The sequence below is a fragment of the Edaphobacter acidisoli genome (assembly GCF_014642855.1).
GTDB lineage: Bacteria > Acidobacteriota > Terriglobia > Terriglobales > Acidobacteriaceae > Edaphobacter > Edaphobacter acidisoli.
The window spans coordinates 2,360,851-2,387,393 of record NZ_BMJB01000001.1 but is presented as its reverse complement, the minus strand read 5'-3'; the positions used below and the strand labels follow the sequence as shown (position 1 = coordinate 2,387,393).

Genomic DNA, 26,543 nt, shown 5'->3' with positions numbered 1-26,543 from the left:
TCACTTTCCTCAGTGATCCACTCGCGACTGTTTTTCTTTCATGCCATCAGGACCAGACGTCGACCATTCGATCAGCCTCCCATCGTAGCGAGCGCAAAGCGCGCTTTTGTTCGTTGAGACTGCTGACGCCGTCTCAAAATTAGCAGGCACCGTCCATTGAAAGGCATCTGCATCAGTCAGGTCCCTGCGGCTGTCTCCGGGGCGCAGACCGTTGCGGTTATTGACGTAATATGCATGGGAGGCACTATCGTAGGCCAATATCTGGCGAACGTTCGGCCCGAGTAGAAGGACCATCGACACGTAGTAACTAGGATATCCGCCGGCATCGACAAGCACTACTTCACTGGCGTATGAGTTGGCTTCGAGGTGTTCTTTCAATTGTGTGAAGTAGGCCCGATCAAGATCTGCACCGAAAGTGCCCCATATGTAGCCACCAGATGGATAAAGCGCAGTCTGCATCAGGCGGATTTCGAGGAAACCGCTTACGGCTAACAGACAGAAGATGAAACAACTTATGCGCGCATGCCGACTTCCCAGCTTAACGGGGCCGAAGCTGGTAAGGGAAATGGCCAGCGCAATGCTTAGCCAGAAAGAGAAAAGCGCGCCGTAGTAGGCGGCAACATGAGACGGGAGAAAGAAGAATAAGGTGATGGATGAAAATGCAGCTACCAGCAGAAATGCTATGTCTCGCGGCCGTGGCCCGAATATGCGCGGACACTTCCATGCCAGAATGCCCACGGCCAGGGTCAACGACACGCCCAGCAGGAGAATGAGGTTATTGAGCAGTTTGAATGCAGCGGGGAATCCTGTTCCAAGCAAATACCAGGAAATAAATCTGAAGGGTACAAGGACTCCGCCCAGCGTTGCTTCAATCGGATAAGGTGTGCGCGACTGCATCAGCGACTTGGCGTGAAGGAAGACAAATGCGGCCGTCGCCGAATAGACCACGAACGCAATCACGGCGCTACGGATTCTATGGGACATCTTGACGACAGGGACCGGTCCTGGGTGGAAGAAAAGGAGCGCTGCGATAATCAGCGGCATCACAAACGAACTTTGCTTCGTCAGAGTCGAGAGAAAGAACAGCCCCCAGGCAACAACATGGTATGCGATTGCTTTGCGACTCGTACTCCTGCAGGCCCGTAGTATGGCAAGCGTGGCAAGAGCACACAGCAGAACGACTGCCCCATCGCAAACATCACAGGCCCAGGCATTTTCCGTGAAGAGCAGACCCCGGGACATGTAGAGAACGGAGGCTGCCGCTCCTGTAACTTTGCCATAGCCCAATTCGCGGGTCAGCACAAAGGTAATCATGCTTCCGAAGAGGTTGATGACGAAGTTGCAAGCCAGAAATGCGTGTGCGTGAAGTCCGAAAAGCTTCAGCATATAGCCGAAATACAATACCGTGCTGAGCGGGCGGAAGTTTCCGTCGATCGAATCCAACGCATGCCAACTGTAGATCGGGTGAAGCAGGACTATCTTGCGAATCGAGGCTGCCGCGAGCAACATCCAGTCGTCTTGCACGAAGCCGCCGGCGAGGAAGACGGGCAGCCAATATAAACAAAAGGCTCCGGCAAGAGCAGCAAATATATATACAGCGGAGACACCTTCAAAGGCGGCGGATCTTGATAACAAGATGCGCAAGACAACAACAAGTGCCACGAATAAAGACGCTGCAAGCAGTGCCGGCCCTAGGTGCTCCATGCCATACGCGACCCGAAGATTATCAGGATGGATATGAGCATGCAAAAGGCTTGCCGTAGTGCCAGTAAGAAAAAGGCATATAGAAAGTAGTACAAAGAAGATATTCTCAACTTCGGAAATTGCGTCTCGCATCCACAACCTGGCCTCTCACTGATCTGCTGAAATCTTGCCGGAGTATAGCATCGCCGCTTGAAACGTTGGATGCGCGCGATGCATTCTCAATCAGTGTTTCTGTTGTGTCTTTGCCGATCTCTCCACCGCCAGCAGCTTTTTCTTGCGCTCCACTCCCCACCGATACCCCGCGATTGATCCATCGCTGTGAATTGCCCTGTGGCACGGCACCAGCACAGCCAACGGATTCGATCCAATGGCCGAGCCTACAGCCCGCGCGGCTTTCGGCATCCCCAGCTCGCACGCGATCTCGCCATAGCTCCGCGTCTCTCCACGCGGTATCTCTCTGAGCGCCTTCCACACTCGCTGCTGAAACGCCGTGGCCCGCACATCCAGCGGAAACTTCGCCGCACGCGGATGCTCGCTCATCTGACTGGCCACAAACTCGACCGCCTCTGCAAACCAGCCTGTGTCTGCCTTTGCCTGCACCAGCTCGGCCTTCGGAAAACGCCCACGCAACTCCTCCACCAGAGCTGTATCGTCTTTGCCAAATGCAATCGAGCACACGCCCGCATCGGTCGCGGCGACCAGCATCCGCCCCAGCGGGCTCGCCGCCGTTCTATATCGAATCACCAGTCCCGCACCGCCAGTCCGCATCTTCTTTGGAGTCATGCCCAACACCTCGCTGCTGTTTTCGTACAACCTGCTGCTCGAACCAAATCCGGCGTCATAAATCGCGTCGGTCACTCGCCCCATACGCACCTTTTCACGAAACCGACCAAGCCGTTGCTGCCTGGCAAACTCTGCCGGACTCACGCCCAGCACGCGCTTGAATCCGCGCAGCAGCGCGAGCCTGGAGATACCCATGCTCCTGGCCAGGTCTTCCAGCCGCGTTCGCTCATCCGCATGGGCGCGCAGATATTCAGCGGCCGCAAGCACAGCCCGTTCCTGCCGGTCAGGGCGAGCTCCCGCCCGCTTCGGCTCGCAGCGTTGGCACGATCTGAATCCGGCTTCTTCAGCCAATGCAGGGGAAGGGAACAGGACGACGTTCTTCCGCGCCGGCTTGCGGCTTGCGCAGCTTGGCTTGCAATAAATCCCCGTCGACTTCACTGCATAGACGAACCTTCCGTCCGCGCTCCGGTCGCGTTCAAGCACCTGCTGCCATTCGACGGCAGAAAAATAGTCCGGCTCTGCTGCTTTCGCGGTCTCAGCTATGGATGCCATCGCCATATCAGTATCCTCCCGCAGGGGTGCCGCGCGCACTCCGCTTTGTTCACTTGAACTTCAGGATTTGGTTGCGATCGAGCGTTTGAACAGTCTGGCCGATGAGCCGGGAAGAGGCACGTTAAATGACCAGGAGCAGACCATGAGGTCTGCTCCTGGATGATTCGAATGCAGGTTTTGCTATGCGCTCGCTGTCTGCTTCAACCCAGCCTGCTGCCTCAGGGCATCAGCCTTGTCTGTCTCTTCCCACTTGAAGCCCGGTCCACTGCGTCCAAAGTGACCATAAGCCGCGGTCGCCTTGAAGATTGGCTTGCGCAGGTCCAACGTCTCAATGATGCCTTTCGGCGTTAGCGAGAAGTTCTTCCGCACCAGCGCCTCGAGCTGTTTCTCATCAACCTTGCCAGTGCCGAAGGTATCAACTAGCACGCTCACGGGCTCAGCCACACCAATTGCGTAAGCTAGCTGCACTTCGCAACGATCAGCCAAGCCAGCGGCAACGATGTTCTTTGCTACGTAGCGCGCCATGTAAGCAGCCGAACGGTCAACTTTCGTCGCGTCCTTGCCGCTAAAAGCTCCGCCGCCATGCCGACCCATGCCGCCGTAGGTGTCAACAATGATCTTGCGGCCAGTCAGGCCGGTGTCGCCCATCGGTCCACCGACCACGAAGCGCCCTGTCGGATTGATGTGGTATTTCGTATCCTGGTCCAGCAGGTTGGCAGGAATCACAGCCTGGATCACGTTCTTCAGAATGTCGGCGCGCAGTTCATCATTGCCAACGGTCTCAGCGTGCTGGGTCGAGATAACGACTGCGTCCACGCGCACTGGTTTGTGGTTGGCGTCATATTCCACTGTCACCTGGCTCTTGCCGTCAGGCCGCAGATACGCCATCTTCCCGTTTTTCCGCACCTCGCTCAGCTTCAGCGCCAGCTTGTGCGCCAAGGAGATTGCTGTCGGCATCAGCTCAGGCGTCTCGTTAGTGGCATAGCCGAACATCATGCCTTGGTCGCCCGCGCCGCCCGTGTCAACGCCCATCGCAATGTCGCCCGACTGCTTGTTGATCGTAGAGATCACAGAGCAGGTGTTCGAGTCGAAGCCATACGAAGCGTTGTCGTAGCCAATCGCTGCTACTGTGCCGCGCACCAGCCCCTGAACGTCCACATAAGCCTTTGTCGTAATCTCGCCTGCTACAACCACTAGGCCAGTGCAAGTCAGCGTTTCGCAAGCCACACGGCTGTAGGGATCCTGCGCAAGGCAGGCATCAAGAATTGCGTCTGAAATCTGGTCGGCAATCTTGTCGGGATGGCCTTCGGTAACGGATTCACTGGTGAACAAAAAACGGTCGCGTGTCGCCAAAACAAACTCCTTGGGGAAGTAGGTGTCTGCCCGCACAGGAAGTCCGAACAGTGTCCAACCTTTCTATTTTACCCACCTCCTGCCGCTCGCGCCAAGCCACACATCGACTCGCTAGTCGCTGCATTGAACGGCAATATTCAGCATTGAGTGGCGTAACAGGGAGACAAAAGAATCGGCGCTTGCCATCAGGCAAACGCCGTAAAGGGCAGCATTAACATCAATTGAAGGCTAGAAGGTAAATTTTCCGGCGAACTGTACGATGCGCGCATCGCGGTAGCCCGTAACTTCGCCAAAAGTCGAAGAAGAGCCGACCGAGGTGGTTACTGACTGCACATTCGTATGGTTCACTGCATTGAAGGCTTCTGCCCGGAATTGGAAGTTTAGCCGCTCCCAGATGCGGAAGTTGCGATAGATGCCGAGGTCAACTCGGTTGAAACCAGGGCCATTGATCGTGCCGCGCCGCGCCGTTCCAGGAACGGAGCTACTCGGTGATGGAGCCGCAAACGCACCGGTATAAAACCACAACTGGTTATAGCCCTTGTTGTGAATTTGCACACCGTGCCCACTGTTAGGATCGCCAATCTGGTCTGGGCGAAGGCCGGCATTTGTATTTCCGAGTGCGCTCAAGCCCGCGTTGTCTGTGATGTAGCCCGTATTGGTGCGCCCGTTGTAAACACTGGTCACACCGCTGGGTAGGTTGTAGGAAGGCGAGTAAGCCGAACTGGACGATACCGTCAGCGGAAGTCCCGAGTTGATCGCGTAGATACCTGAGACCTCCCATCCGCCAATCAATCTTCCCTTCAGGCCATGCTGGCTGCGATACCACGGCAATTCCCATACGCCATCGAAGTTTAGGATGTTGGTACGATCAACTGCGGCACGGCCATAATCTGCATTGATGTTGAAAATGTTTTGGATAAAGCCAGAGTAATCGGCCTGAGCATTGGTCAGGTCGCGGGACCAGGTGTAGTTTGCATCGATGTAGCTCTTTCCGCTAAAGCGTTTTGTCACTTTCACCTGGAGCGAGTTGTAATTCGAGCTGAAGATAGTGCGAAGCGCATCAATTGCAAAATATCCTATATATGGCTTGATCTGGTTCAACACACGATCGCAGGTGGAGTTCAGGAACGATTGCTGACCGGTGTCCGGGTCAATGCAGGCGCTTCCAGAGTTCGAAGGCTGCACCTTGCCTACCCACGCGCCTGGTGCAGGCTGGTTCATGTTGAGTGCCCCCAACAGATGTGTGCCATGATCGCCAAAGTAGCCCACATCCATCATCATTGTTGGCGTGATCTGTTGCTGAATGTCCAGCGAGTACTGCTGCACGTAGGGGGTCTTGTAATCAACAGGAATGGCTTGAATGCGCCCGGGAGTCGACGAAAGCCCGGTCAATGCGCCGCCCGCCGGGCTGTCGAAAGAAGTCTGGCCAACAGAGTAGGTGGCAACAGAAGGCGGATTGCCGAACACGGTTGTCTCGTAATAGCTGACTTCGGCATCGTCGAAGCCCCAGCCATAGCCGCCGCGAAGTGCAGTCTTGCCATCGCCGAACACATCAAGCGCAAAGCCAAAGCGTGGAGCGAAGTTCGTCTTCTGCGCGGCGCCCACCTTGTTGCCATACGGAGAAGCCTGATTGTTGTTCGCCGAACTCGGCCCATTGAAGATCATGCCATTGATGTAGTTGATCCCCGCATAGTCGGCGCTGCCATTCGGTGTCGTAGGCTGCCCCGCATTGCTGCCCGTCTGATTGCACGGCGCTGTGAAGCAGATCAGCCCATTGGCTGAGATTGTGGGCGCTCCCGCTGCGCTGTACTTCGACGGATCGAAGTTGCTCAGCAGGCCGTTCGCATCCCAAGGCTGTCCATAGTACGCATAGCGCACTCCAAGATTCAGCGTCAGCCGAGGCGTAGCCTTCCAGTTGTCCTGCAAAAACGCCTCGTACAGAGATTCTTTGATGTCAGTGACAGGGTCCTTCGAAAGCTGGCTGAAGCCGCCGTTCGCATTTCCTGTCAGCAAGTTTGCAAATCCTTGTGCCTCCGCCGCGCCTGAGTTGCTGTTTGTGGGAACGCATCCCGGCGTCGGGCCAGAGGCTGGGCAGGCATACTGTGAATCATTGGCGAAGCTAAACGAGCCCTGCGTTCCGGTCGTATTGTTTTCGAGCTTCTGATAGTGGTTATAAGAGAAACCCGCGATGATGGTGTTGGTGTGCAGGGTCTTCGTGATATCGCCGAAGACCTGGTGGTTTGTTCCGTGATCGGTATAAGCGACCGAACCATTCAACGTGGTCATTCCGCTCACACCAATCGTGGGCACCAGGCCAACCGTGTTGGCATAAGGCAGCGTCGGCTTGATGTCGGGAGATTGAGCCGAACCGAGGAAGCCGGCCGGCGTACTTACGATATTGCCATTGGAATACGCATAGCCTGCGTTTACCACCATGGTCGGATTGATGATGTATGTGCCATGTCCCAGTTGTTGTGTTCCAGGATTGACGACCGTTGCCGTATTCGCACCTGGAATCGGCACTGTGGTGAATTGCCCCTGAGACAACACCTCGGGGAAGGTATCGTGCAGATAGCGATAAAACACGGTCAGCTTCTGCCCAAACTGCTGGTCAATGCGGATAACTGAGTCCAGATTATTAAACTGGTTCTTGAAACTCGAGAAGATCGAGTGCGGGTCGGAGTTGTGCGCGATGTCATAGGACTCATCCGGCACAGGGACTCTGCTGTACACATCCTTCATATAGGACTGCGCTATCGGAGAGAGGTTCGTCACCTGCGTTCCCGTTGCCGTACAGGTGTTCGTTTGGTTTGCGGAGTTGGTCGTATATGCGGTGCAGACCGTCACCGGACCAGTCGTCCAGGCCCCATTAATCTTCTGGCCTGACTGGGAGAAATCGCCTGCGCGCTCCGATGCCTGAGGCACAAGGGCCTGCACGCCCGAAGCGTACTGAATAATCCTCTGCCACTCCTCGGAGATAAAGAAGAATGTCTTGTCCTTGCCGTTATAGACCTTCGGAACAAAAACCGGCCCACCCAGCGAAAACCCAAAGATGTTGTAGCGATAGGGAGTCTTCGGGAAGCCCAGATAATCGTTAGCATAGCCGTTGGCATCGAACGCATCGTTGCGAAGGTATTCATACGCGCTGCCGTGGACTGAATTCGTTCCGGATTTTGTGACGACATCGATCTGCCCTGAAGCATTGCGGCCGAATTGAGCGCTGTATTGTCCGCGCAGAGTCTTGAACTCTGCAATTGCGTCCGGGCTGGGATAGGTATAGAGCGTCAGGTTTGCGCCGCGATCGACATTATCGGCGCCATCTATGGTCCAATTGTTCGAGGTATTACGTCCGCCGTTTACCGAGAAATTCACCACACTCGAAGCGCCGCTCAGACCTGAAGGTCCACGGGTCAAGTCGTCTGTGCTGCCGCCGTAGGCCACGCCCGGCTGAAGATTCATTAGCGTTTCATAGTTCCGCGTCACGAGCGGCATTTCGTTCAATTGTGTGCTGTTGATCAGACCGGCTGAGGTTGCATCCTGCAGATTAACCCGGGCCTCTTCAGCGCTCACCGTCACCGTCTCGTTCACATCGCCAGCCACCAGCACCCGGTTGACTGTAAGTGCGTCGTTCACGTGCAGCACAATGCCAGTCACATTCACCGGCTTGAACCCCGAATCGGAGATGTGAACCGTATACGTGCCCAAGGGAAGCGAAGTGGCTGTAAAGTAGCCTGTGGAATTGGTCATAACGGTGCGGATCGTGGCCCCGCGGTCCGTGTTCGTCATCCCGACTGTAGCACCCTTCACTGCCGCCCCTGTCGCATCGGTAATTGTTCCGCTAATGCTGCCGGTCGTCGTATCCTGCGCCCGGGAACCAATACAACCGATTCCGGTTATCGCTACAATCATGGCCGCATTCCGTAAGTAGCGTCTTAATCTGTTCATCTCAACTGCCTCCTGAAGCTTTCCTCTGATTGCCCTCTGCTGAATCTTCCGTTCCCTATAGCCGACACGGCTTGCTTCGCTTAGCCAGCCCCGAGACAGCGCATCGTGGCGCCGCCACCCCCAGATATCTCAACGGATCGCGCGCCGCACTCAGGTGCACTCATCACCGAACCGTTGATTCAAGAAGAACCAAATGTGGATTACTTGGTTCAATTGGTACAGATGTTCCGGAAATTGATGTAACGTTAATCCGGCATGGCACGAGTGTCAAGAGGTTTCTCGGCTGTCAACAGCCGATTCCTTACACCAGCAGCTATGCCAGGCACTATGCAGCCAGAGAATATGGTTGACATCACGGCATCCGGTGACGAAGGTGGTTCCATGCCCCTCAGCAAGGAACATCGCCACTTTGCGTACCAGCCTCAGCTGGCGCGCCCGCTGGACCAGCTCAGCGAGCGCCATCAAAGCATCATCCGCCCTGTCTTCGAGGGTCCGCGAGACTTCGTTTTACTGAATGTGCGCGACATGGCGAACCGTTTGGGTACCGCGCCCACTACGGTTGTCCGCATTGTTCAGTCGCTCGGCTTCGGCAGTTATAAGGAGTTTCAGCACTACCTCCACGATCTCTCAGTTACCAGCACCACCATCCTCGATAGCATGCAAGCCGCCGGCCACACCGACCAGCCCCCACGTTTCCTCCGCGACCTGCGCAGGCAGATCGTTGAGAACCTTGATTTTGTCGAGGGTCACATCGACCTCCAGCAGATCCTTGAGATAGCTACACGCATTCACGAGGCAAGAAAAACTCTGCTACTCGCTGGCGACATGGCTTCGCCCCTTGTCGATTACATGGAGTATCACCTGACGATCGCTGGCCTGCCCGTCCTTGCAGCCACAGCGCCCGGCCGCGCAACCCACCTCGTTCGCTCCACAGAGAAGGGGGATGTTGTCATCGGCATCAGCTTCCGGCGAGGCCTGCGCATGACCATCGAAGGTATCGAACATGCTAAACAGAACGGAGCTTACTGCGTTGGTATGACCGACTCGATGCTCTCGCCACTAGCTCGTTTCACTGACGATCTGCTGGTTGTGCCCATCGACAGCCTTTCATTTGCCGCGAGCTACGTCGCCCCGCTTGCGGTTATAGATCTAATCACTGCCGGTGTCGGCAGTCTGCGCCGCAAACAGGTTGTCAAGCGCCTCAAAGAGGCCGACCAGGAGCAAAAGCACGGATACCGCTGGTATCAGACCGAGTCGTAGTATCGAACGCTAAAACAGTCGCTCGTGCATGGCAAACCGCCATACGATCCAACCAAGCGCTATCAGCGCCGCAACCATCACTGCTACGCCAACCCACCTTATATCGGCAGCCTGTCTTGCCCCACTCCGGTTTCGTCGGACATTCTCAGCAAATTCTGCCCAGTCATCTTCGGTTCCAGAAGAACCGCTTTCGCGCAAACTTGCCTCAAACCGTTCAATCCAAGGGCTCTCTTCCAGTCCTACAGCCCGAAGATAGCTGCGAACAATGCCCTTGCGAAAGACGCCACCGGGTAGGGAAGAGTACTCTCCGGCCTCTAGCGCCAGAAGATGGCGAGACGAGATCTTGGTCTCCTCGCTGATCTTCTCCAGCGGGATCCGGCGTCGTTCCCTTTCTCCTCGTAACTCGTCTGAGAATCGTTCCATTCGTCCGTTAGTATTCCGAGGCACAGGATAAGCCCATTCCGTCAGCCCTGATCCAATCGCAGAATAGGCCTGCATCCCATTGAAGTCAAAGTAGTTTCGTTGGTATGTCACTCTTTATATAATCCTCCGAATGAAACAAGCCGTATAAGACATGCAAGACGCTATGCTGCTTTTTGTACTACCTCGCGATGGCTTTTGTTGCTCTTTCGCGGAACGATAAAATTCGCGTATGCGGCCACAACAATCGCAGTCAGGAGCATTGGCGGAAGTGAAGTATTGCATGGACTCCGATTTTGAAAATATGTGAACCCGAACATCCAATTGTGCTTGAGGAACCATGCACCGTATTTACAGCACGTCCTTGGATGCAAATGCGGAAATCCGCACGGCACAGAGCAGTTCGCAAAAACACTTCCCCCGGATGTGCACACTTCTATTTCAATCCTGAGCGGCAATGGGGCGGAGAGGCACCTGAAACGCCAAAGTAATTAGCCCGGTTATACTCAGTTCTACACAGATCTCTGCTCGCAAAACGGGTTAATCGGGACTTTATGACGCAGGCACTCTTCGACAAGTACTACTATTCAAATGCGAATTTTGAAGGTGGAACGCGCCCGTTTTTCAGGCTCTGCAAGGAGCAGATACCCTCTGGTGCCAGAATTCTTGAGATTGGCTCTGGGCCAGGAAACGAATGCTCTCAAATGCTGAGCGGAATTGGTACAGTTGTCGGCCTGGACATCGATCCGGATGTCAAGAACAATCAGTGGCTCTCCGAAGCGCATGTCTTTGATGGCAAGCGGATGCCATTTGCGGATTCTTCCTTCGATGCCTGTGTCTCCAACTTCGTTTTGGAACACGTATCTCACCCAGCGGAGCACTTCGCGGAAGTCTCTCGTGTTTTGCGTCCAGGCGGCGTCTACTGTCTCCGCACACCAAACCTCTTCCACTACGTTTCGGCCTGCGCTCACCTCATGCCTCATTCCATGCATTTGATGCTCGCCAATCGGTTGCGCAAACTGGCCGAGGATGCTCACGATCCTTACCCCACATGGTTTCGTGCCAATACGCGCAATCGGCTTAGAGAATTATGCCAGGCCAATGGTCTGGGAGACCCGGTCGTGACAATGATTGAGCCGGAGCCCTCCTATGGCCGCGCACACCCTCTGCTCTTCTATCCCATGATGGCCTATGAGCGAATCGTCAACTTATCAGATTTATTGTCGGGCTTTCGCATCACAATGCTGATGGTCACTCACAAGTGTGCTTAAAATGGGCTATCAAGAATATAAAACGAGCAACTGAACCGTGCGCCTGCCCTTTCCAGAACGCGTTTCGCCGTTTCACGCTGCAATGTTCGCGGCTCTTCTGTGCTTCGTCCAAATACTGGAAGGAACATCGCCGGCCTTTTCTCTCTGCTGCTTCCTTTTCATCTTTGTTGCGACCGTTGCCTTCAATGTCGCCGGTGGGTTTACCCGCCCTTCGGGTTCGTACATTTTTTTCTATGCGGTATTGACCGTCATCTTCGGATTGGTATGGAAGGCCATTCTGGGGGAACCAGCCGATTCAAACCTCGCGGCTCCGCAGCTCACGATCGAAGTCTTCCTTGGCGGGATATGTTCCATGCTTGCTGCTGTCTATATCAGTCGCAGGTTGACCACCAAAAAGCCCATCCTGGGAGTGATGATCGAGCCTGCAAGGATGTTCAACGCCACCATGGGATGCATGCTCGTCGGCACCCTCATCACCGTGCTGATCATAATTTTCCCTCCGAAGGACGGCACTGTACTGAGCGCAGTCCGACAGGTTAACAGTTTTCTGCCCATGGCCCTCATCATTGGGGTTATTTACCAGATCCGTAAGACTGGCGGCAGGAGCACCCTTAATTTTCCGGTCGTATTGTGCTTCACTGTGATCTTTGCTTATGGGCTCCTTGGGTTTAGTAAAGAGGGAATGCTCACGCCCTTCCTTTGCTGGCTGATTGGCGCCAGCTCCATGCGCTACCGCATTTCTTTCATCCAAATTGTCTTTGGCATTTGCATCGGGATATTTACCTTTCAATTCTTAGTGCCTTATTCGCAGTATGGCCGAAATTTTCGAGGCGCAACCTTCAGCGACAATCTCTCTAGCGTTGTGACTGAATTGTCTGAACTTGGAGATGTACGCAAGCAGTACCATGAGCAGGAGGCTGCTACAGGCGAAGAGCAAGCAGTCCATTATTTCAATACACCTCAGGGCTTCTTCGATCGCCTTCAAATGGTAGCCATGGATGGCGCCCTTATCAATGTAACCGCGCAAGGACACGTCTTTGGTCTCTCTCCTATAGGGGCTGGTTTTGCGAACTTGGTTCCCCACTTCCTCTGGGCAAACAAGCCCAGGCTTCACTATGGAGACATATATGCCGATGAGATCGGAGGAATCCTCGCCGAAGACGATACCACCACCGGCATCTCTTTCTCGCCTAGCGGAGAAGCGTTTCATCTTGCTCGGTGGCTTGGGGTACTGGTCGTTGCTCCCGTGCTCTGGATTATGTTGTTCACCCTCTATGATTCTTTGTGCGGGGACACTCGCGAAGCCCCCTGGGGCCTCGTCGCCATCTTGTTGCTTGCTCACCTCGCTCCAGAAGGGGGATTGTTAGGCGTGATCTATATGCTTGGCTATGGCACTGTAGCGCTTGTCTTCGCTGCAGTTGTTGCTTCGTACGTCATGCCCATTTTAGGAACCCTGATCGCTGGACCTGAGAGACTCACGTTTCGCCGAGTCCCCCGCGCTCGCAGCGCCGTCGCTCGATCCTCTTTATCTTCTTCGGGTCGCTGAGGTCTCTTCGGACGGCTTTCTTCGCGAATTCCCATACACTGATATATAGGTATGAACAAACTCGTCGTCGGCAATCTTGTCCACCGCCCCTTGCGCTCGCTCATCAGCGTCTTTGCTGTAGCAATCGAAGTCATCATGATTCTCTCGATTGCGGCCATCATGCTTGGCATGCTTAACAGCAGCCGTACGCGCACCAGCGGTATTGGCATGGATATGGTGACGCACCCCGGCGTCAGCTCCAACCTCGTGGGCATGTCGGGTGCGACCGCATCGATTCAAGTGGCCGATGTCCTCCGTACGCTCCCCCACGTCAAGGTTGCGGCACCGGTCAACATCCAGCTCACATCCGGTCATAGCCTCGAAAATATCTACGGCATCGACTATGCCTCCTACAACGCGCTGAAGCCGTTCGTCTTCCTCTCCGGAGGCGCATTTACCGGCCCAAACGATGTCATCATTGACAACTACGAGGCGGCGCGTGGCTTCAAGGTTGGCGACACGATGGACATCATGCACCACAGCTTCCGTATCTCAGGCATTGTCGAGAATGGCAAGGGAGGGCGCAAGTTCATCCCCATTGACACGATGGATGAGATCGGCGGAACGCCCGGCAAAGCCAGCCTCTTTTATCTCAAGCTCGACGATCCGAAGAATACAGCGATCGTCCGCAAAGAGATCCTCGCCACACCAGGCATGTCGCAATACGATATCCAGACGCTCGATGAGGTCCTCTCCCTGCTCACGCCTGACAAGCTGCCTGGCTTTAACATTGGCCTGCGCATCGTCATTGGAACAGCTGTCATCATCGGTTTTCTCGTTATATTCCAGTCCATGTACACGGCCGTGCTCGAGCGCACGCGAGAGATCGGCATTCTCAAGTCACTTGGCGCATCGCGAGCGTATATCGTAGCCGTTGTCCTTCGTGAGACTGCCTTGCTCGCGATCGCTGGCATGGCGCTCGGCATCATAGTCACTTATCTCATGCGTGCTATCTTCCATTTTAAATTTCCAACACTGGCTTATGACGTCACTTTCGGATGGGTAACGGCTTCAGTAATCATTGCTTTTTCAGGAGCCATGCTGGGTGCGCTTTATCCTGCTCTCAAGGCGGCCCGCAAAGACCCAATTGATGCTCTATCATATGAGTAGATTAGGTTGACACTCATATACCCCTGAGTTTTCTGATTGTGTAGAATCGTTACGCATATCAAATTGCCATCTTCCTACGCAGAGCTTCATGGCAAAAAGAATTGATCAATTGGACGGAATCCGTGCGGTAGCTATCTCTTTGGTAGTTATCCATCATCTTTTTCATGTCCGGCTCCTTTGGATGGGGGTCGACCTCTTTTTTGTTCTCTCGGGGTTTCTGATCACCGGGCGTTTGCTCGAAAACAAAGGTAGAAGTATCAGGGGGTATTTCGGGCACTTCTACGCACGCCGTGCGCGCCGCATTCTCCCTCCATATCTTCTTCTATTGCTCATTACCGTACTTGTTTTCGGCACATGGTGGCTTCGGTCGTGGTATATCTGTCTCTTCTTAACTAACTTTGCTGTTGTTGTGGGCGCGCAACTGCCCGAATCACTCTGCATTTTGTGGTCGCTCGGAGTGGAAGAACAGTTTTATCTTGCATGGCCCTTCGCAGTCTATTTCCTTGGTGAAGTGACAATTGCGTGGCTGGCTGCTTCGTTGATTTTTGTTGCTCCATTGCTGCGCTGGTTCTGCACGCCACTCTTTCCCAGCGTCTGGTTTATCTACACGCTTACGCCATTCCGCATGGATACGCTTGCGGCAGGCGCCCTAATCGCAATCATCTGGCGACGCCGCCAATATTGGATTAAGCAATTTGGCCATTTTGGCCCCATTCTCTCGCTGGTGGCAGCTGGAGTCCTTGGTTTGCTCGCAAAAAACTCCCGATTCACAACATCGGCAAACACACGAGAGTCAAACACGTTCATCTATGAGCTCACCCTGATAATCGTGACGGGTATCGTGCTATGGGCCTTGAGCGGACGGGCTGTACGCATCCTCACATTCGCCCCTGTGCGCTATCTTGGGCGAATTAGCTACACGGTCTATCTTGTTCACCTCACTGTCTTCGCATTGGTGGCTCGCTATGTGAGGGGAACGACCGAAACAGTTTTGGCAACCCTCTTCATCACACTCTTGTTTGCATCCGCTTCCTGGTTCCTACTGGAAAGACCAATTCTCGGGAGGCCAGAAAACAAAGTGATCTCCTCAATAAGGCCCATTCCTCCGGTCGACGAGCTCGAGCAGCAGACGATTCAACTCAAGGGAGCCAGGTTTACCAGCCTGCCTTAAGCGAAGCTAAACAACCCCTAAATATAGCGTTATCAATGGGACTCCAGCCTTAATGGTCCTGCTGGTGCCTCTACGTGGGAAGCCGCTGCCGGGTGATTCAGCATCGCTATTTTCATCTTTCCAGAACAAAAAGCCGTAACCAAAATCTGTCAGCAGGCTTCTAACCGTATAACAGAGAGCCAGCCATGGCAAACTGTACACCCAGGAGGATGTAGATGAAGAATTCACTCAAAGCAATGATGTTGAGCGCGGCGACAGCCGGTCTGCTCGGCGGTGGCGCCGTTACTCTCAACGCTGCTCCGCTGCACAGCACCTCGGTTTCGTCTGCAAGCTCGTACCTCGGTCAGTCTGCGACCTCGACGAGCTTTAAGAAGGACAAGCACTCCTGTAAGGGCAAGAACGACTGCAAGGGCAAAGGCGGTTGCAAGTCCAGCGACAACGGATGCAAGGGCAAGAACAGCTGCAAGGGCAAAGGCGGCTGCGCAACTGACGGCTCCAAGATGCCGAGCTAGTCTGGCGAAACGAACGGGGGCTTTCCTGCGAAGCGGCTCTCAAAAATCTTCGCGGGAAAGCGCCTGGTTTGAACATCTGGTTTGGCAGCAAAATGACAGGGTGAGCAAGCGCGATGCCGGCAAATCGCTTTAACGGATTTACGAACTACGGAGTTGGCATTGGTCTCCGCGTGCCGCACTACAGTCACATCCTGGAAAAGAAGCCAGTCGTCGACTGGTTTGAAATCATCTCGGAAAACTACATGGTCGACGGCGGCCGCCCTCTTGCCGTTCTCGACAGCATCCTCGATCAGTACAAGGTCGTCCAGCACGGCGTCTCCATGTACTTCGGCTCGGCGGACAAGCTCAGCCGCGACCATTTGAAACGCCTCAAGGCGCTCGTGCGCCGCACAAAAACCCCGTGGCTCTCCGACCATCTCTGCTGGGGCAGTGTCGATGGCCGTTACACGCACGACCTGCTCCCCATGCCGTACACCTTCGAAGCCGCAAAGATCACCGCGGAAAAAATCCGCCAGGTACGCGACTTCGTCGAAGTCCCCGTCGTCGTCGAAAACGTCAGCAGCTACGCCGAGTTCCACGTCTCCGAGATGACCGAGTGGGAGTTCCTGAACGAGGTCGTCGAGCGCGCCGACTGCGGCATCCTTCTCGACGTGAACAACATCTACGTCTCATCGCAGAACCACAACTTCGACCCCAAAGTTTACGTCGAATCGGTCCCCGCCGATCGCGTCGCGCAGATCCACATCGCCGGTCACTCCAAATTTGAGAAGTACATTCTGGATACGCACGACCATCCCGTACTCGACCCCGTCTGGAAGCTCTACGCCCGCGCCATCGAGCGTTGCGGCCCAACAGCAACCCTGCTCGAGTGGGACGACAACATCCCATCCTTCGACGAAGTCCACGCCGAAGCACTCAAAGCCAACCGCTATCTGCAAGCCGTCGCGGCCAAAGAAAAAGAAGCTGAGTGCGTGCGATGAGTAGCGCTCTCGAACAAATCCAGCGTCGCATGGCCGCCGCCGTCATGCAGCCGCTCACGCTCTCCGAGCAGATGAAGCAACGCAACCCCGCAGGCCGCTCAAACGCAACCGAGGCCGCCGACTTCATCAAGCCAAACGACCGCCTCACCTCCTTCGAGCGCCTCGAAATCTACAACCGCCAATACTGGTTCCGCCTCTTCTCCAGCTTTCAGGAAGACTTCCCCGGCGTTGAGGCCATCGTTGGCCGCAAGCGCTTCCAGTCACTCATGCGCGCCTATCTCGAAGCCTGCCCTTCGACCTCCTTCTCTCTGCGCAACCTTGGCTCGCGTCTCGTCGCCTGGCTCGACGAAAACCCATCCTACACCGGCCCGCACATCGAGGCCGCCCGCGAGATGGCCGCGCTCGAATGGGCACACATCGAAGCTTTCGACGGCCTCGCGCTCCCACGCCTCGCACCCGAGATGCTCCTCGGCGTCGGCGAAGACTCGCAGATTGCGCTGCAACCCTACCTTGGCTTTGTTCGTGCCCACTACGCCGTCGACGACGCGCTCCTCGCAGTCCGCAGCGAAACCGGCAGCAGCAACGGCTCCAGCAACAATGCCTCCACCGGCTACATCGCGCGCAAGCTCCGCACCATCCGTTCGCTCCCGCGCGAAGACGTCTTCCTCGCCGTGCACCGCCACGACGACTCCGTCTACTACAAGCGCCTCTCCCGCGAAGACTTCCAAATACTCTCCGCTCTCCGCGACGGAAAAACATTAGGCGAGGCAATCGAATCAGGCTTTGATGGTAGCGACACACCCGAAGATCAGCGCCCCGCATATCTCCAGTCCGCCTTCGCCCACTGGATGGAACTCGGCTGGTTCTGTATCCCGCCCGAAGAAAGAGACCGCGCGTAATGAAGATCCTCGCCAAACTCTACTTGAACTGCGCCCACTGGGCCTCATCGCTCAAGTCGCCGTTTTTGCTCATCATCCGGCTCTACTGGGGATGGCAGCTCATTCAAAGCGGCTGGGGCAAGCTTCACCATCTCGACCGCGTGACCGACTTCTTCACCAGCCTCAACCTGCCTGCGCCAGGTGTGACTGCGCACTTCGTCTCCAGCCTCGAGCTCATCGGTGGCATTGCGCTTGTCCTCGGCGTCGCCACGCGCCTCTTCGGTCTCATGCTCACAGTCAACATGCTCGTCGCCTACTGGACTGCCGACCGTGATGCCTTGACTGCGTTCTTCTCAGACCCCGGCAAGTTCTACAACGCCGACCCCTACACCTTCCTCTTCGCCGCGCTCATGGTCTTGATCTTCGGCGCAGGATTCTATTCAATAGATGCGCTCCTCGAAAAGCAGTTCCGTAAGCATCTTGAGCAGCCATGACGGAAGTCGTAACAGTTCGTGACGAATCCGCAATGATCGCCGCCATTCTCGCCGGCGACAAGCGCCAGTTCCACGACCTCATCCGTCCCTTCGAGCGCAGCGTCTATCTGATGGCCTTCTCGCTTCTCCGCAACGAAGCTGAAGCCGAAGAAGTTGCGCAGGAGGCATTTCTCCGTGCCTTCCGCAGCCTCGCCAGTTTCCGGGCGCAATCAAAATTCTCCACTTGGCTCATCAGCATTACGCTCAACGAGGCCCGCACCCGCCTCCGTCGCAGCCAGCGATTCAAAGTGGAATCGCTCGATGCACCCGAAGATGACCAACGCCACATCACGCCCGCCCTCCTGCGCGACTGGCGCGAAGTTCCCTCCGAAGCTGTCGAGCGCAGCGAAGTTCGCGCCATCCTGAGGCAGGCAATCGAAGAACTTCCGACGATCTACCGCGAGGTCTTCATGCTGCGCGACGTCGAGGAGATGAGCGTCAACGAGATTGCAGAAGCGATGAACCTCGGCGTCAGCGCTGTGAAGGTCCGTCTGCACCGTGCGCGCCTGATGCTGCAAAAGCGGCTCGCGCCCGAGCTCAAAAGCCGCGTAACCCCGGAAAAAAGGAGGTGGCGATCATGGTTTTAGAGTGCAAACACGTGTGGGACCACATCTCCGACTATCTCGACCACTCGCTAGACCCCGAGATGCTCGCGCTCGTCGAGAAGCACCTCGAGCACTGCGAACTCTGCTCGGCCATTCTTGACTCCACGCGTAACATCCTCATCCTTACCGCCGATGATCGCGTCTTCGAACTCCCAGTTGCCTACAGCGAACGCCTCCACGCCCGCCTCGACGACGAACTCGGTCTTGCTAGTGACCATGATGGATGATGTGGTGCAGGATGCTTTCCGACGCCACTAGCACCAGAGTCAAATAAGCCAGCGCAATCTGTATTCGCTCCGACCGTACCTGCTTCGGCGTCGCTGGCTTCACTCGCCACGCTGAAGCAGGTCGAGCCCGTAGTGAGCGAATCCGCCAGATCACATACAGATTGACGAGCGATCCGACGGCCGCTAGCGTCAGCATCGGAATACGGATCGCATTCTGGTGATACCCGATGGCGGGTCGGTCGATGCCGACGGTGGCCACCGCCAGCGCGCCCAGCCCAATCAGCACGCGAACCCCGCTGATCGCCATCACAGCAGTACATGCGCTCTGCACAAGAACAAAAAAAAGACTAGTCAGATTCAGTGCCCAGGTCTTTGCGCCAGTAGTTTCATCCATCAAACAATTCTAGAAGATCCAGTATTCAAAGGGGTTACTTCCGCGCTTTGGAGTTAAATAAGCGCAAGCTCAAATTTTTGAAAATTAATATAGATTAATAAAAAAACTATATTGACAAAACCTATTTTCATTAATTATTGTCACGAACTAAATACAAATTCCTGTTGGCGTTTCTGACAGCCGCAGGTTAGCGGGCCAAGAGACACCACCGGCATCTTCGAGAGAAGTGATGGTGAAACGTTACACACATGCTGGAATACGTTTTCTTTGGCCAAAAATAGGAGGCTGATAACGATGATCAGCAAGATAAGCATCAATGATTCATATCCGAGACCACAGATATCTTTCGGACTCCCCACGCAGGCAATGAGCGCAACCGTCAAGCTACTTCTGGCGCTACTGGTCGTTGCAGGAGCGTTCACGACCGCTGCCTACGCTCAATTTTCGAGCAGTCTCCAGGGTACGGTGTCGGATTCCACCGGCGCTGTGATCCCGGGCGCGACCGTCACATTGACAGACACCGACACCCGCGTCTCGCAGACGGCTACCTCCGGCCCCAAAGGAGACTACCGGTTCATCAGCGTAGCGCCTGGTCCCTATGACGTAATTGCAACCGCCAAAGGATTCGCATCCCACACCACCTCCGTGCGTCTGCAGACCGACCAGATGATGAACGTGCCATTTACGCTGACCATTTCGTCTCAATCCCAGACTGTCGAAGTGACGGGGCAGGCCCCTGTTCTCGACACTGCTGAAACGCGCACCCAGATGACCATCACAACCGATCAACTGGACTCGCTGCCTCTACCTGCCCACAGTTTGCTTTCGCTCACGACTCTTGCACCGGGCGTTACTGGCCTCGGCGCAGAGGGAACCGACAACTATGCGGCTGAAACCGAGGTCGCGGCAAGCGCGAACGGCCGCAGCAACCTGGGCAATGTCTATGTCCTTGATGGTCTGGACATCACCAGCGACATCACTCCCGGCGTTTTGAATCTCGTTCCAAATCCTGACACCGTGCAGGAAGCCACCGTCCAGGTGAATACCTATAACGTGGACTACGGTCGCAACAGCTCTATCGTGGAAGTAATGACCAGCCGCGCCGGCACGAACAAGTATCACTTGATGGCCAGCGACTATTACACTGCTGACTGGCTGCAGGCGCGCACAGAGTTCCAGCCCGAACAGACCACTAAAATCGCCAAGTACCACCTCAACAACATGTCGTTCACGCTCGGCGGCCCCGTCCCGAAGTTGAAGCAGACCTACTTCTTCACTGGCTGGGAGCCTCTTATTCAGCAAGTCCCCGGCACCTCACAGACGACCTATGAGGATCCGGCGTTCACTTCCTGGGCAAAAACACAGTGGCCAAACTCGATTGGAGTAAAGCTCCTCTCGCAGTTTCCAGCCAGCAACGCCTCCACGACCAGCGTCGCAACGTACGGAAGCGACCTCTATCCGACCACCTGCGGCACTGCATCAGCCGCATACATTCCGTGTGCGTTGCCGATCATCGATAACGGTGTCTTCAACGCGTCCACCACGCGGAACGGCCTGCAGTACAACATTCGCGGAGACAAATACTGGAGTAAAGACCGTGTCTACGTGAACTACTACCGCACCGGCCTCGATCTCGGCGGGCCGTCCGTCCGCGTGGACCACGGCACGCCGCAGCACTACATTGTGCGTTCCGTTCAGGGCAATGAGACCCATACCTTCAATGCCAACACTATCAATGAGGCTGCTTTCGGCTTCCTCCGCATGGAGGGCCTCAACAACGCGACCGGCCCGTTCCATGTGCCCATCATTACTGTTACTGGAGGATGGGCAACGCAGCTCGGTGTCAGCCAGGCCGACGAAGACTACGTGCAGCACCACTACATCTGGCGCGATGCGGTCACTCACCTCTACAAGTCACACAGCATCCAGGTCGGTTATCAAGGCTTCCACGGTGACAACCTGACCTTCTTCGGGCCCTGGTTCTCGCAGCCGGTATATAACTTCCAGTCCATCCCTGCGTTTTTACAGGATCAGATCTATACCGAGACGGGTGTTGCTTATAACCTCGTGACCGGCCAACTGGCAGGGATCACAGGCGGGAGCGTGCAGGCACATGGCGGTACCATCGGCATCTTCGCCCAGGACACCTGGAAGGTAAATAAGAAGCTCACGCTCACCTACGGCCTCCGTTGGGACAACTTCGGCAACCCCGCTCCCAACAGCGGATTCACCGAGGCCACGTTCTTCTATGGCCAGGGCACAACTACCGAGGACCGCGTTGCGAACGGCTACGTCAAGCAGGTCCCGCATTCCTTCAGCAGTAGTCCGAAGGCATGGAGCCCGCGCATCGGCGTTGCGTTCGATCCGACCGGACAAGGTAAGTGGTTTGTCCGCGGCGGCTGGGGCATGTACCACGACTGGATCACGCTCGGGAACATCCAGAACGAATTCGGCAACCCGCCCGCACCCGTTACCGTCACCTTCCAATCGAACTCGAGCGGCCCCGCGCCAATCTACAGTGTCGGCACCTCTGACACCTACCCATTCGGATTCACCTATCCGCAAATCCCAACGACCGGTCTGAACAGCGCGGGCGGTATCACCGGCATCCAGTCCAACATCGCCGCGAACGACTTCAACCTGCACGCGTCCAACACCTTCAACTACAACGTCACGCTCGAACGCTCTCTCGGGATTAACTACTCGATCGCAGCGGGCTACTCAGGGTCACACTCCACCGGGCTGTTCACCAACGCCGCGGGCCGTTCCGGCAATGCATACTACGGCGTCGACATCAATAACTTCCCAGGCAGCCTGATCCAGAACAACGGCAAATTCGTCCGTCTGAACCAGAACTTCGGCAAGATCATGTACACCACGAACGGCCCAACCGCCACCTACAACGCGTTCATCGCCGAGTTCAAGGGCCGGTTTCTGCATCGTGGTTCCATTGACACCTCCTACACGCGCTCAAGCAGTTGGGACGACGACGGCAGCTACCCAACGGTCCAGTCCAACACCGGCAACTACAAACAGTACTGGTCGCACTCGTACTGGGACGTTCCCAGCCGTGTCTCGATGTTAGTCGACTATGCACTGCCTGGCCTGCATGCCGGACCGGGTTTTCTTCACCTCCTGACGAACGGCTGGAAGCCGAGCGCCATCACCATCCTCCAGAGCGGCACGCCCTTCACTGTGGCGAATGGAAATGCATGGAAATCAGGAGAGGTTGCAGGCAGCGTGCTCTCGAAGACGTCGCCCGGAGACTATAACGCCGACGGCACCAACAGCGATCTACCAAACGTTCCCACCTATGGATACAAGATCCCAACCGACAGAAACCACCAGCTTGCCCGCACATCAAACGGTAGCGGTTTCACTACGGGTCCTGGAGTCTTTGCGGTCAGTGATTTCACAGCTCCCTCAACGCTTCCGGGCGAAGGGAATGAAGTCATCAATGGTTATCGTAATCCTGGGTATGCCAACACTGACTTCGCGCTACTGAAGAACACACGCATCCGTGAGCGCGCAAACCTGCAACTCCGGATGGAAGTCTACAACCTCTTCAACTACGCCAGCCTTGGTGGAATCAACGGCAGCACGAACAGCTCCTCTTTTGGCAAAGTAACCAGTCAGCACAACGCTCGCTTCCTGCAACTCGGAGCAAAGGTCGAGTTCTAGAAGGGTACTGAAGAATCTACCTTACGGCACGGGGTCTACCCGTGCCGTAAATTTTGTCCTGCTTAAGGTGACATGACCTGTCCGTTCAATCTTCAAAACAGAAAGCGCATTTTATAGTTACCGCAAAATCAAAAATCCATCGGCTTTTTCCCCTCTTCACTCGTCACTACACCAAAGAAACAAATCAGTACGATGGGAGAAAGACCGACCATGAAGACCAGTCGTCGCAAGTTCCTTGCCACTGCACTCTCAGGAGGCGCGGCGATCGCAGCACTTCCGCACGCTGCACATGCGCAGTTCCTGAACGCACCACGCCACGGTCTGCCAGGAACGCTCGAAGAGCGCTACGCAAAACTCGACGCCATCCTCAAACAACCCGTCTTCAAGCGCGAGCTCTTTCACGATCCCGTCATCATCGAGAGCGTCGAGCTGCTCGTCAACGGCAAGCAATATCTCTGCCGTGTTCGCTCAAAAGACGGCCACGAAGGCATCTCCGTCTCGAACGCCGAACAGATGTCTGTGCTCTACCCCATCTTCGTCAAGCACATCGCCCCATTCTTCATCGGCAAAGACGCGCGCGATCTCGAATGGCTTATCACTGAATCCACCATCTATCACAACAACTACAAGGCCAAGGGACTCGCCATCTGGGTTCCCATCTCTACCATCGAGTTTGCCATTCTCGACATGTTCGGCAAGATGGCCAACCTCCCCATGGGCCTGCTTATCAGCGATAAGATCTACAACCACAGCATCTCTGTCTACCAGGCCAACGGCGAGCGCGGCATCTCTGCCGAAGAGACCATCGAGCATCTCAAGGAAGAGGTCGCCATCTCCAAAGCGAAGGCAATCAAGTTCAAGCTCGGCGGCCGCATGAGCCACATCGAAACCCCACCGGGCCGCAGCGAGAAGCTCATTCCGCTCGTGCGTAAAACCTTCGGCGACCAGATGATCATCTCCGCCGACGCCAACGGCTCCTACAACGTTGCCGAAGCCATCCGCATCGGCAAGCTCATGCAGCAGTACAAATACGCGTTCTTCGAAGAGCCGGTGCCGTTCGACTGGTACGAAGAGACAAAGCAGGTAGCCGACGCACTCGAAATCCCCATCGCCGGTGGTGAGCAGGAGCCCAGCACGCACAACTTCCGCTGGCTCGTCGCCAACGGCGGCCTCTCCATCGTCCAGCAGGACATGTTCTATTTCGGCGGCATGGTGCGCTGCATGAGGGTTGCGCGCATGGCGAACGCCTTCGGCAAGCAATGCATCCCGCACATCTCCTCAACCGGCCTCGGCTACGTGTACATGATGCATTTCGTCACTGCCATCCCGAACTCCGGCCCGTACCACGAGTTCAAGGAGTTCAACAACGAGCTGCCCTATCACTGTGCTACATCCACCCTGCGCAGTGACAGCAACGGCGTCATCCGCGTTCCCACTGGCCCCGGCTTCGGCGTAGATATAGACCCTGATTTCCTCAATCAAGCCACCGTCCTCAAAGCATAGAAAAAGACGAGGAGGATCTACTATGATCCGTGAGCATATGCTGTCTGAAGCTGAAGAACGGCTCTGAGTGGCGCGGAGATTTCAAGATCGATGAACACGAAGCACGTGGTTGTAATGGGAAGTTACGTAGCTGACGTCGCCTTCCGCACCACGAAGCTGCCGGCCTGGGGAGAGACCCACATGGGCGTCGAATTTAAGCTCGGCCCCGGCGGCAAAGGCTCCAACCAGGCCGTCGCCGCGGCACGCGCAGGAGCAAGGGTCAGCTTCATCAGCAAACTCGGCAACGACCCCTTCGGCGATCTCGCCCGCAAAACCTACCGCGAAGAAGGTATCGACACGCAATATCTGCTGGAGACCGAATCTGCAACCGGAGCAGCCGCGATCATCATCGACGCGGCCAAAGGCGAGAACGCCATCATCGTCGTTCCCGGTGCATGTTACGAACTCACGCCAGACGAGGTAGATCAGGCGCGGTCTCTCATCGCAAACGCCGCCGTCTTCATAGCGCAACTCGAACTTTCGCTGCCAACTGTTGAGCACGGCATTCGTCTTGCACACACCCTCGGCGTCGCCACTGTGCTCAATCCCGCGCCAGCCTGCACGCTGCCCGAAACCCTCTTCCAGTACTGCGACTACCTCACGCCCAACGAAACCGAAGCGGAAAAACTCACCGGTATCCGAGTCGCGTCTATTGCCGAAGCCGAGCAAGCGGCAGACGCGCTGCTTGACCGAGGCGCGCATAACGTCATCATCACCCTTGGCTCGCAGGGAGCGTTCGTCAAAAACGCAACCGTCAGCCAGCATGTACCCGCCTTCGATGCAGGCCTGGTCGTCGAAACAACCGGCGCAGGCGACGCTTTCAACGGAGCCTTCGCTGTAGCACTGGCAGAAGGGAAGGGGATAGTCGAAGCAACCCAATTCGGCTGTGCCGTAGCAGCCATCTCCGTCACCCGGCCTGGCACAGCACCATCAATGCCATATCGCACCGAGGTAGACGCGCTGCTCCAGCGTCGATAGCGGTAGTGGGCCCGCACGCACTATCATGTTCACGGTGAAGCCCATGGCTATCAGGCAACAAGAACAACACGCCGCTCCGGCAGTCGAGCTCAACGGTCACCCGCTCGAGCCCAATCGCTGCATCCCGCTCAACCTCGACTGGATCGAAGAGGTCCGCGTCAACACTAGTGCCGTCGAGCGCCGCGCCTCCACCATCGACACCCGCCGCTCGGTCAAGAAGCAGTGGCAAGCCGCCTGGCTCCTCCGCGCCATCGCCTGCATGGATCTGACCACCCTCAGCGGCGACGACAGCGTCGAGCGCGTCAAGCGCCTCTGCGCCAAGGCCCGCCACCCGCTCCAGCAGCACCTCGTCAAAGGGCTCGGCATCGAAGACCTCCACCTCACCACAGGAGCCGTCTGCGTTTACCACGCCTTCGTCGAAACAGCAGTTAAGGCTCTTGAAGGAACGAACATCCCCGTCGCCGCCGTCTCGACTGGATTCCCCGCAGGCCTCTCGCCTCTCGAACAGCGCGTCGCCGAGATTCGCCGCTCCGTCGAAGCTGGAGCACATGAGATAGACATCGTCATCACTCGCTCACATGTCTTCAATGGCGAATGGCAGGCGCTCTACGACGAAGTCGCCGCCTTCAAGGAAGCCTGCGGCCCCGCGCACATGAAAGCCATCCTCGGCACCGGCGATCTCCTCACGCTCCGCAACGTTGCCCGCGCCAGTATGGTTGCCATGATGGCAGGGGCAGACTTTATCAAGACCTCGACCGGTAAAGAAGCTGTCAACGCCACAATCCCTGTTTCGCTCGTGATGGTCCGCGCCATCCGCGAGTACGCCGAGCGCACCGGCTACGCCGTCGGCTTCAAGCCGGCTGGCGGCATCAAGACCGCTAAGCAGGCGCTCACCTGGCTGTATGTCATGAAGGACGAGCTAGGTCGACCCTGGCTTGAACCCAGCCTCTTCCGCTTCGGTGCCAGCAGCATGCTGGCCGACATCGAGCGCCAGCTCGAGCACCACCTCACCGGACGCTACTCCGCCGCCTACCGCCACCCCATCGCCTGAAGGAGACC

Annotated in this window: 21 protein-coding genes; 15 read left to right on the top strand and 6 right to left on the bottom strand. The window is 56.1% G+C overall.

Going from position 1 to position 26,543, the window contains the following annotated elements:
* Positions 1-9: 9 nt before the first annotated feature.
* The 4 genes from IEX36_RS09540 to IEX36_RS09525 all read right to left on the bottom strand — a co-directional run bounded on the left by IEX36_RS09540 (position 10) and on the right by IEX36_RS09525 (position 8,301).
* Positions 10-1,836 carry a hypothetical protein gene (locus tag IEX36_RS09540; protein ID WP_188759102.1) on the bottom strand — a complete coding sequence of 609 codons (1,827 nt, stop codon included), beginning with the start codon at positions 1,834-1,836 and terminating at the stop codon, positions 10-12.
* Positions 1,837-1,926: 90 nt separating this feature from the next.
* Positions 1,927-3,045, bottom strand: a complete 1,119-nt coding sequence (gene ada, locus IEX36_RS09535) for a bifunctional DNA-binding transcriptional regulator/O6-methylguanine-DNA methyltransferase Ada (protein ID WP_188759101.1) — start codon at positions 3,043-3,045, stop codon at positions 1,927-1,929.
* Positions 3,046-3,219: 174 nt separating this feature from the next.
* Positions 3,220-4,392, bottom strand: a complete 1,173-nt coding sequence (gene metK / locus IEX36_RS09530; RefSeq protein ID WP_188759100.1) for a methionine adenosyltransferase — start codon at positions 4,390-4,392, stop codon at positions 3,220-3,222.
* 228 nt (positions 4,393-4,620) lie between these two features.
* The gene (locus IEX36_RS09525; RefSeq protein WP_229668841.1) at positions 4,621-8,301 is read right to left on the bottom strand and encodes a TonB-dependent receptor; all 3,681 of its coding nucleotides are present in this window, start codon (positions 8,299-8,301) and stop codon (positions 4,621-4,623) included.
* A gap of 417 nt (positions 8,302-8,718) precedes the next feature.
* Here IEX36_RS09525 and IEX36_RS09520 point away from each other — a divergent pair, with 417 nt between their 5' ends.
* Positions 8,719-9,597 (top strand): MurR/RpiR family transcriptional regulator, encoded by an 879-nt coding sequence (locus IEX36_RS09520; protein ID WP_188759098.1) that lies wholly within the window; start codon positions 8,719-8,721, stop codon positions 9,595-9,597.
* A gap of 9 nt (positions 9,598-9,606) precedes the next feature.
* Here the strand turns inward: IEX36_RS09520 and IEX36_RS09515 are convergent, their stop codons facing one another.
* Positions 9,607-10,131 carry a helix-turn-helix domain-containing protein gene (locus IEX36_RS09515; protein WP_188759097.1) on the bottom strand — a complete coding sequence of 175 codons (525 nt, stop codon included), beginning with the start codon at positions 10,129-10,131 and terminating at the stop codon, positions 9,607-9,609.
* Between the two features lie 440 nt (positions 10,132-10,571).
* On the opposite strand from IEX36_RS09515, the gene IEX36_RS09510 reads away from it, so the two are divergent.
* From IEX36_RS09510 to IEX36_RS09465, 10 genes are all read left to right on the top strand, one after another.
* Positions 10,572-11,288, top strand: coding sequence for a class I SAM-dependent methyltransferase (locus tag IEX36_RS09510; protein ID WP_188759096.1), 717 nt, complete (start codon positions 10,572-10,574; stop codon positions 11,286-11,288).
* 37 nt (positions 11,289-11,325) lie between these two features.
* Complete coding sequence (locus IEX36_RS09505; RefSeq protein WP_188759095.1) at positions 11,326-12,834, top strand: hypothetical protein; 1,509 nt, start codon at positions 11,326-11,328, stop codon at positions 12,832-12,834.
* A 51-nt stretch (positions 12,835-12,885) separates the two neighbouring features.
* Entirely contained in the window at positions 12,886-13,983 is a 1,098-nt protein-coding gene (locus IEX36_RS09500; RefSeq protein WP_188759094.1) for an ABC transporter permease, read from the top strand.
* Positions 13,984-14,071: 88 nt separating this feature from the next.
* The gene (locus IEX36_RS09495) at positions 14,072-15,154 is read left to right on the top strand and encodes an acyltransferase family protein (RefSeq protein WP_188759093.1); all 1,083 of its coding nucleotides are present in this window, start codon (positions 14,072-14,074) and stop codon (positions 15,152-15,154) included.
* Between the two features lie 215 nt (positions 15,155-15,369).
* A complete protein-coding gene (locus tag IEX36_RS09490) occupies positions 15,370-15,666 on the top strand; it encodes a hypothetical protein (RefSeq protein WP_188759092.1) in 297 nt (98 codons plus the stop codon).
* A 113-nt stretch (positions 15,667-15,779) separates the two neighbouring features.
* On the top strand, positions 15,780-16,646 hold the full coding sequence (bufB, locus tag IEX36_RS09485; protein ID WP_188759091.1) for an MNIO family bufferin maturase: 867 nt from the start codon (positions 15,780-15,782) through the stop codon (positions 16,644-16,646).
* Positions 16,643-17,545 carry an HvfC/BufC N-terminal domain-containing protein gene (locus IEX36_RS09480; RefSeq protein WP_188759090.1) on the top strand — a complete coding sequence of 301 codons (903 nt, stop codon included), beginning with the start codon at positions 16,643-16,645 and terminating at the stop codon, positions 17,543-17,545. The genes bufB and IEX36_RS09480 overlap by 4 nt, the downstream gene beginning before the upstream one ends.
* Positions 17,545-18,018: a DoxX family protein gene (locus IEX36_RS09475; protein WP_188759089.1), complete on the top strand. Its 474-nt coding sequence runs from the start codon at positions 17,545-17,547 to the stop codon at positions 18,016-18,018. Before IEX36_RS09480 ends, IEX36_RS09475 begins: the two co-directional genes overlap by 1 nt.
* Positions 18,015-18,644 carry a sigma-70 family RNA polymerase sigma factor gene (locus IEX36_RS09470; protein WP_188759088.1) on the top strand — a complete coding sequence of 210 codons (630 nt, stop codon included), beginning with the start codon at positions 18,015-18,017 and terminating at the stop codon, positions 18,642-18,644. The genes IEX36_RS09475 and IEX36_RS09470 overlap by 4 nt, the downstream gene beginning before the upstream one ends.
* Positions 18,635-18,889, top strand: a complete 255-nt coding sequence (locus IEX36_RS09465) for an anti-sigma factor family protein (RefSeq protein ID WP_188759087.1) — start codon at positions 18,635-18,637, stop codon at positions 18,887-18,889. The genes IEX36_RS09470 and IEX36_RS09465 overlap by 10 nt, the downstream gene beginning before the upstream one ends.
* Here the strand turns inward: IEX36_RS09465 and IEX36_RS09460 are convergent.
* Positions 18,870-19,283, bottom strand: a complete 414-nt coding sequence (locus IEX36_RS09460; RefSeq protein WP_188759086.1) for a hypothetical protein — start codon at positions 19,281-19,283, stop codon at positions 18,870-18,872. The genes IEX36_RS09465 and IEX36_RS09460 overlap by 20 nt on opposite strands.
* 366 nt (positions 19,284-19,649) lie before the next feature.
* Here IEX36_RS09460 and IEX36_RS09455 point away from each other — a divergent pair, with 366 nt between their 5' ends.
* From IEX36_RS09455 to deoC, 4 genes are all read left to right on the top strand, one after another.
* Positions 19,650-22,964 (top strand): outer membrane beta-barrel protein, encoded by a 3,315-nt coding sequence (locus IEX36_RS09455; protein ID WP_188759085.1) that lies wholly within the window; start codon positions 19,650-19,652, stop codon positions 22,962-22,964.
* Positions 22,965-23,174: 210 nt separating this feature from the next.
* Positions 23,175-24,467, top strand: a complete 1,293-nt coding sequence (locus IEX36_RS09450; RefSeq protein WP_188759084.1) for a mandelate racemase/muconate lactonizing enzyme family protein — start codon at positions 23,175-23,177, stop codon at positions 24,465-24,467.
* A gap of 90 nt (positions 24,468-24,557) precedes the next feature.
* Complete coding sequence (rbsK, locus tag IEX36_RS09445) at positions 24,558-25,484, top strand: ribokinase (protein ID WP_188759083.1); 927 nt, start codon at positions 24,558-24,560, stop codon at positions 25,482-25,484.
* A 43-nt stretch (positions 25,485-25,527) separates the two neighbouring features.
* Positions 25,528-26,535: a deoxyribose-phosphate aldolase gene (gene deoC, locus IEX36_RS09440; RefSeq protein WP_188759082.1), complete on the top strand. Its 1,008-nt coding sequence runs from the start codon at positions 25,528-25,530 to the stop codon at positions 26,533-26,535.
* Positions 26,536-26,543 lie beyond the last annotated feature (8 nt).